Source organism: Shigella sp. FC1967 (assembly GCF_001743005.1).
Taxonomy (GTDB): Bacteria; Pseudomonadota; Gammaproteobacteria; order Enterobacterales; family Enterobacteriaceae; genus Proteus.
In genome coordinates, this window is sequence record NZ_MIIZ01000638.1 from 1 (window position 1) to 5,980 (window position 5,980).

Annotated in this window: 8 protein-coding genes and 2 pseudogenes; 4 read left to right on the forward strand and 6 right to left on the reverse strand. The window is 41.3% G+C overall.

Features of this window, described 5'->3' with window-relative positions; translation table 11 throughout:
- The coding region (locus tag BHE89_RS08220; protein WP_128860397.1) for an MFS transporter at window positions 1-359 on the reverse strand (359 nt) is incomplete at its 3' end.
- A gap of 86 nt (window positions 360-445) precedes the next feature.
- Here BHE89_RS08220 and BHE89_RS08225 point away from each other — a divergent pair.
- Window positions 446-1,096, forward strand: coding sequence for a GntR family transcriptional regulator (locus BHE89_RS08225; protein ID WP_069368433.1), 651 nt, complete (start codon window positions 446-448; stop codon window positions 1,094-1,096).
- 113 nt (window positions 1,097-1,209) lie between these two features.
- On the opposite strand, the gene BHE89_RS08230 is transcribed toward BHE89_RS08225, so the two are convergent.
- From BHE89_RS08230 to BHE89_RS08240, 3 genes are all read right to left on the reverse strand, one after another.
- Window positions 1,210-1,860 carry a hypothetical protein gene (locus tag BHE89_RS08230; protein WP_128860398.1) on the reverse strand — a complete coding sequence of 217 codons (651 nt, stop codon included), beginning with the start codon at window positions 1,858-1,860 and terminating at the stop codon, window positions 1,210-1,212.
- Window positions 1,861-1,951: 91 nt separating this feature from the next.
- The gene (locus tag BHE89_RS08235; protein WP_069368431.1) at window positions 1,952-2,143 is read right to left on the reverse strand and encodes an ASCH domain-containing protein; all 192 of its coding nucleotides are present in this window, start codon (window positions 2,141-2,143) and stop codon (window positions 1,952-1,954) included.
- A gap of 63 nt (window positions 2,144-2,206) precedes the next feature.
- A complete protein-coding gene (locus BHE89_RS08240; RefSeq protein ID WP_069368430.1) occupies window positions 2,207-3,142 on the reverse strand; it encodes a LysR family transcriptional regulator in 936 nt (311 codons plus the stop codon).
- A 99-nt stretch (window positions 3,143-3,241) separates the two neighbouring features.
- Here BHE89_RS08240 and BHE89_RS08245 point away from each other — a divergent pair, with 99 nt between their 5' ends.
- Window positions 3,242-3,676 carry a DMT family transporter gene (locus tag BHE89_RS08245; protein ID WP_069368429.1) on the forward strand — a complete coding sequence of 145 codons (435 nt, stop codon included), beginning with the start codon at window positions 3,242-3,244 and terminating at the stop codon, window positions 3,674-3,676.
- A 9-nt stretch (window positions 3,677-3,685) separates the two neighbouring features.
- On the forward strand, window positions 3,686-4,177 hold the full coding sequence (locus BHE89_RS08250; protein ID WP_069368428.1) for a DMT family transporter: 492 nt from the start codon (window positions 3,686-3,688) through the stop codon (window positions 4,175-4,177).
- A gap of 294 nt (window positions 4,178-4,471) precedes the next feature.
- On the opposite strand, the gene BHE89_RS08260 is transcribed toward BHE89_RS08250, so the two are convergent.
- Window positions 4,472-4,846, reverse strand: a complete 375-nt coding sequence (locus BHE89_RS08260) for a hypothetical protein (protein ID WP_353615111.1) — start codon at window positions 4,844-4,846, stop codon at window positions 4,472-4,474.
- 224 nt (window positions 4,847-5,070) lie between these two features.
- Here BHE89_RS08260 and BHE89_RS25350 point away from each other — a divergent pair.
- Window positions 5,071-5,249: pseudogene (locus BHE89_RS25350) on the forward strand (integrase); the annotation flags it as partial.
- Window positions 5,250-5,550: 301 nt separating this feature from the next.
- On the opposite strand, the pseudogene BHE89_RS08270 reads toward BHE89_RS25350, so the two are convergent.
- A pseudogene (locus BHE89_RS08270) lies at window positions 5,551-5,718 on the reverse strand (isocitrate/isopropylmalate family dehydrogenase); the annotation flags it as partial.
- Between the last annotated feature and the right edge of the window lie 262 nt (window positions 5,719-5,980).

Genomic DNA, 5,980 nt, shown 5'->3' on the forward strand with positions numbered 1-5,980 from the left:
TAACCTCCTGCAAGGCCAGCTAACAACCGCAGTCCGACTAATTGCCAGATATTTGTTGCCAGTCCCATAAGTGAAACCGTGATAGCCATTCCAAAGCTGGCTCTCACGAGCATCGACTTGCGTCCATATCTATCACCGAGTCTTCCCCAAACTGGGGCAATCAACCCGGCAGTAATAAATGTTGCGCTGAATACCACACCAGACCATTGAACAATCTCAGCATGACCGTGAACACCAAGTTCTTCGACATACAAAGGCAGAAATGGTAGCATCAGAGTCATTGCAAAGACGGTTGAGAACGAGCCAATAAAGCAAACAATCAGGTTTCTCTTCCAAAAGTTGTTATAAAAAGGAGTCATAAAAACGCTCTTTTTTTGGTATACCAAATTGGTATACCATACCGATAGCGCATCTTACTGTCAATTCACGGGAGAATATTGTCGTTATGAGCCAGGCATCAGAAGTTGAAAACCAATTAAGAAAATTGATACTCAGCATGGATCTAGGACCTGGAGAACGGCTGACTGAGCGCTGGGCTGAAGCAACGTTTAACGCATCTCGAACGCCTGTGCGAACCGCATTACAAAAACTTGAGTCAGAAGGTTTGGTCTGTCGAGAAGGGTTACGTTGGTTAGTGGCACCTATCGATGTCGATGAAGTTGAACAACTGTGTATTTACCGAGAAGTACTTGAAATTGCAGCATTAAAACTTTCAATCAAACAGATGACAGCAGAACAACTTAACATTCTGGAAAATCTACTCAAGGGGAATACTGTTGACGCTGCGGAAGAGATAATGGACGATGCAGGAACACGATTCCATCTTCAGCTAGCCCATTATTGTCAGAACGCGTTTATCATCGAAGGAATAAGCGATTCCCTGCGCCGACTTTCACGGGCACGATGGCTCGACAAAGCACCATCAAATCCCGCCTGGGAGGATCATCAAGAAATAATAACTGCACTTAGATTGCAAGATACTGAGAAAGCCGTAGAATTACTCGCCATTCATCTCAGAGAAAGCCGCCAGCGTCTTCTGGAAGCAATTAATTCAAGCAGACGTAGCTTAAGAGCGAGAGGTATTGCCATAACCTGACCATATGGAGCGTTTTCGCTACAAAATAAAAAGATCCGCTCCTCGCTCAAAGCAAACGGTCAAGAGCAGTTTTACTCTTTTAAGTTTAAGTAAATACAAATGATGGCCAGCGTTTACTCTGTTGGTTCATCTACTGGCTCTAATCTATTCACCTTTATCCACCCATGTGCGTCACCATATCCAACCAATAGCCAATCATTATTATCCCCATCAACAGGCTTTGTCGCTCTCATCCCATTGATTTGAAGAATATCTCCGGGTACTACAAACCAATTATTGTGGCGGCATTTTTCTGTCGGCGCCGCATGAAAATAGGCTCTCCCTTTTCCTACTACACGCCATTTTGGTGACTGTGCAATGAAGGCTTGAAGTCGGATAGTATTCAAAATTTGATGACACTCCTCCTCTTTTTTGAGGCATGACTGCATTCTTTGCCCTTTAGAATGACTGAACGTTAAGGCCTCACCGGTGCTTACATCTTGCAGTTGGTTTCTTTTCAGATCGTATGAAACCCACCCTAACATGCCTGCACCAGGGGATTCATTGGATGGTTTTTGACTTTTATCAGAAAGCTGAATTATCAGTTTGTCTTGCTCACGCCTATCGATAAAAAGATCAAGCCTATCTGCAGTGACACGTTCCACTCGAATTAATGCATGGTTACTACTGACGATTAACTTAATTAACTCTTGGCGGCAGTCAAACAATTCTCCTGAATAGGAGGCAGACATAGTACCATCGTCATCAACATCATCAATTGCCATTGATGGAAAAGACGCCAAACTTAGATTGAGGCAAAAAATTAGCGTTAGAAAACGCATACAAATTCCTTGATTGTGAATTGTTACAAAATTTCTATAAGTTCAAATTCCTCAAAGATAAGCTCCATTTCTTCAGAAGAAGAGCCCTAGCGTTCAAAATAATGCTTATGGCCTTCTCTGTCCAATACGCTAGGCTTAAATCTCCTTCACCTTCTTTACTGGCGAGTTCACTCGTCATTTCATTGAAGCGAATGACTTGCATCTTGAGAGTTCTGATTACGCTCATTGGCTGTTCGTTTCCATTAAATTCATCAGCACTATTTTCAAGACGAGCAATAGAATCGCTATCTTATTTAGACTGCCAGTAAAGTGGTGAACTGAACGCGTCTATGTAGTAATCGATAACTGCCCGAACGTTCAGTGGAGGGTGGCGGGCATTTGGGTAGATTGCCGCGATATGCTGTGGCTCGGTTTTTATAGATATATCCAGATCCGGCAACAGTTCGACTAGATCGCCACTCTTCAACCGGTCTCCAATCAGCCAGTCAGGAAACAGCACAATTCCCATTCCTCCGAGTGCGGCAATCAGCAGGGTTTCAGCATTATTAGACGACATCAGAGGTGAGACGGGATAGTGCACCCATTCCTCTCCATGCCTACGTAGCAGCCAGTGGTTTGGTCCTGACGAACCGCGATAGACCAGGCATTTATGATGTGCGAACTCTTCGGGTGAGTTTAGTCTACCGTGGCGGCGGATGTAATCCGGTGACGCAGCAAGATGATAGAACTGCTGGCCAAACACGCGCGCATGAAACGAGGAGTCCGTCAGCACTCCAATTCGGAAAATTACGTCAGCCGCCTTTTGGTGTGGATCGATGTAATCATCAGTCAGCGTAAGTTCAATGCTAAGCCGAGGGTATCGATCCGCCAAGCTGGGTAACGCGGGTGCTACATGGCGCTGTCCAAAGAACACCGGTGCGTTTATGCGAACCATTCCAGAAGGCTCAAGCGTTCTCTCGTTAAGTTCTCGTCGCGCTTCCTCCATGTTGCTAGTCATGGCCCGCGCATAGCGGACAAAAATATGGCCACTTTCCGTCGGAATTATCGCACGGGTATTACGGTAAAAAAGCTGCTGCCCGAGCATATCCTCTATCTGATGGATGACGCGCGATACCTGAGAAGCTGATATCCCTTCCCGCCGTGCCACTACAGAGAAATTCTGCGTTTCATAAACATCTATAAAAATCAGTAGGGTACGAATACTGATGTTTCCAAGTTTATTCATTAATGCATATCCTGCACAAGTGTTTATCTTATTGTGGCATTTTTCTCATCTATGTAAAGCTGTAATCTTCTCCACCTAGACAACGGGAGATTGATTGCTATGCAGCTGATATTAATTTTTATCGTAATTGCCGGAGGTATGGGACTGTCCATAGAGGCAGGATTGCTTGGACCTCTTGGTGGGGAGGTTGGTGATCTCTGGGCTACTTTCAGCATATTTGGTGTGGGCGCGGCACTGACCTTCTTGCTGATGCTTTTTTTCAGCCCACGTACCAGCCCATCATTCTTTGCACAGCCTTCGTGGTATCTGCTTGGTGGTGTGCTTGGGCCAATTTACGTCATCATCCTGACTGTAGCAACACCAACAATCGGCATCGCTATGACTATGATCGGCATATTGGCAGGTCAAGTCTTTAATAGCCTGATTATTGACCACTTTGGCCTGTTTGGTTCGTCACACAGGAAAATTGACAGAAAACGTATCATCGCGCTGTTTTTCATCATTGCAGCGCTGGTTATGGTTGCACAGGAGTAAATTAACATTATGACTATTATCATGATCCTTCTCGCCGTCGTCGGTGGTGCTATGTTGAGTATCCAAGCGGCTATCAATGGCCAGCTGGGCAGCAAGGTCGGCGTATTCAAAAGTGCGTTCCTGACATTTTCTGTAGGCGCGCTGGTGACGGCGTTGCTGATCTTTTTTTTCGAGCCCAAACACGCTCTGACTTTGATGGATGTGCCTAAATGGCAATTGCTAGGCGCAATATTTGGCGTACCATATATCGTTATTATGGTTCTAGCCGTTCAACGTATTGGCACAGCAGTTGCTACGGTCGCGGTCATTTTTGGCCAGTTAACCATGAGCATGCTGATTGATAACTTCGGCTGGCTAGGCAATGAGGCAATCTCGTTCTCCTTAAGCAGACTTAGTGCCGTTATCTGTTTGGGTATCGCACTTTTTTTCATTTACTCTAGCAGCAAGCCAAAAGCCGTACCGACGAAAAAAAATCTGCAACAGGAAACCGTTAACACATAAATGTGACTGCGCCCCGCCCTGTCGTGAACTGCACCCCAAAAGTTGGACTCTTTTAGTCTAAATTGAAGGGTGCGTTTTTATGTTAAACCATGCACATGATTTAATCCGAAAATAAGGGGATCTGTCACTATCAAATCAATACAATTCTCTGGTAACGCTTTCAGCACAATCAATGCGTCATTATTATATAATTGCATCTATATCCTTTATTGAGGCAACAAAAAAGCCAGAAATTATCAAACTTCTGACTTGTATTTATATTTAATATAAAAGGGTGCAAAAACAGGTGGTAATTTATAGCTCTTTTATTGGATATGTTTTTTCCGTTTTAGAACCATCACTATAAATTTCAGAAATCGTAATGTCCCCGCCATTTACTGAATATTTCACAATGCTATCTAAAGGATCATCCCTCCATCGACCAATACTATCAGCATTATTTGATGCCCAAATTACCTTTTCACCGTTTAGCTTGCATTTAATAGCCCAGCGACTGTTATCTACTGAACGAATGTAATGAACATAAGCAATACCGTTTTCAATAGTCTCTAATTGCATAATCTTATGATCTCGACCAAACATAGTTGCCGCAGAAGCTTTACATACTTGCCCTACATCAACATTTTGTGCAAAAACAGAAGAACTAAACAGTAGTGATAATAATAAGATTTTTTTTCACAAATTTAATCTCTCATTTAAGATAAGTCATTATGTATATCGTCAATTAATCGAAAAGCTTTATCTTGAATTTTTATTTATAAAGTTATTATTCAGTCTTATCTTTATCTAGGGCTTATTAAGTGTAAATTTATCTTTTATGCAAGAAAAATATGAACTGATAGCTTTTCTTATAATATAAAGTCTTTAATCAATTCTTTTATATGTTATTACGTGATATTGATTGGGGTGAAGGAATACCCGCTTCCTTTCATGAGCAACGTTCATTATCAAGAACGGTTTATATCGAAAACAGGGTATCGATACGCAAGCTTTATTAGGGCATGCCACTCAAGCACAGACAGATCGTTATAATGATGTTCGTGGCAAAGAATGGATAACCATCGCGTGTTAATCTTATTTCTGACTTTATTTTAATTCATAAGATAATCTGCAAATGATAATTTTCGCCACGTTTATCATGCGGTTTGCAGATTATTTTCTTTCTTTTTCATTTTGCCATAAATAAAGCCTTATCGCCTCTTTTAAAGTATTGATTTTAACACTTACGTTTTATTTATTGTTTGTTTGGTTTTGCTACATTAGGCTACTTTTAATACAAAAATACGCATCAACACGTTACACGCACTCATAAAAAATCCTGTAACAAAAACGAACCCTTAAGTTCCCGTAATCAATTCACAACGCTAATTATATTATATATGTTTGATAATCGCGTCACCGAACTCGCTACATTTCAGCAGTTTAGCGCCTTCTAACTAACGTTCGAAATCATAAGTGACGGTCTTAGCAGCAATCGCGCCTTCCATACCTTTAATGATTAAGTCAGCAGCTTCAGTCCAACCCATGTGGCGTAGCATTATATAAAACTGCCATCATTAACTATTTGTTTATTAAGGCATATTCACACTTAATAGGTTTAAAAAGACGATGATTGTACCTTTTTTATAACTACTTGATTACCATAATGCTTTTATTGGTTTTGATAACTGCAAGTTAGAAATATAAATAGCTTTTAATGATTATATGCAGGAAAAATACTAGTTGAAGAAAAGAATAAACATCCCAATTAAGATATATGGTACAAAAACATAAAGAACTCACTTTTTTATCAAAAAATAGTTA

What these genes read in the sequence shown, in the direction of transcription:
- BHE89_RS08225 (WP_069368433.1), top strand. Translation starts at nt 446, where the DNA reads ATGAGCCAGGCATCAGAAGTTGAAAACCAATTAAGAAAATTGATACTC.
- BHE89_RS08230 (WP_128860398.1), bottom strand. Translation starts at nt 1,860, where the DNA reads ATGGCAATTGATGATGTTGATGACGATGGTACTATGTCTGCCTCCTAT.
- BHE89_RS08235 (WP_069368431.1), bottom strand. Translation starts at nt 2,143, where the DNA reads ATGAGCGTAATCAGAACTCTCAAGATGCAAGTCATTCGCTTCAATGAA.
- BHE89_RS08240 (WP_069368430.1), bottom strand. Translation starts at nt 3,142, where the DNA reads ATGAATAAACTTGGAAACATCAGTATTCGTACCCTACTGATTTTTATA.
- BHE89_RS08245 (WP_069368429.1), top strand. Translation starts at nt 3,242, where the DNA reads ATGCAGCTGATATTAATTTTTATCGTAATTGCCGGAGGTATGGGACTG.
- BHE89_RS08250 (WP_069368428.1), top strand. Translation starts at nt 3,686, where the DNA reads ATGACTATTATCATGATCCTTCTCGCCGTCGTCGGTGGTGCTATGTTG.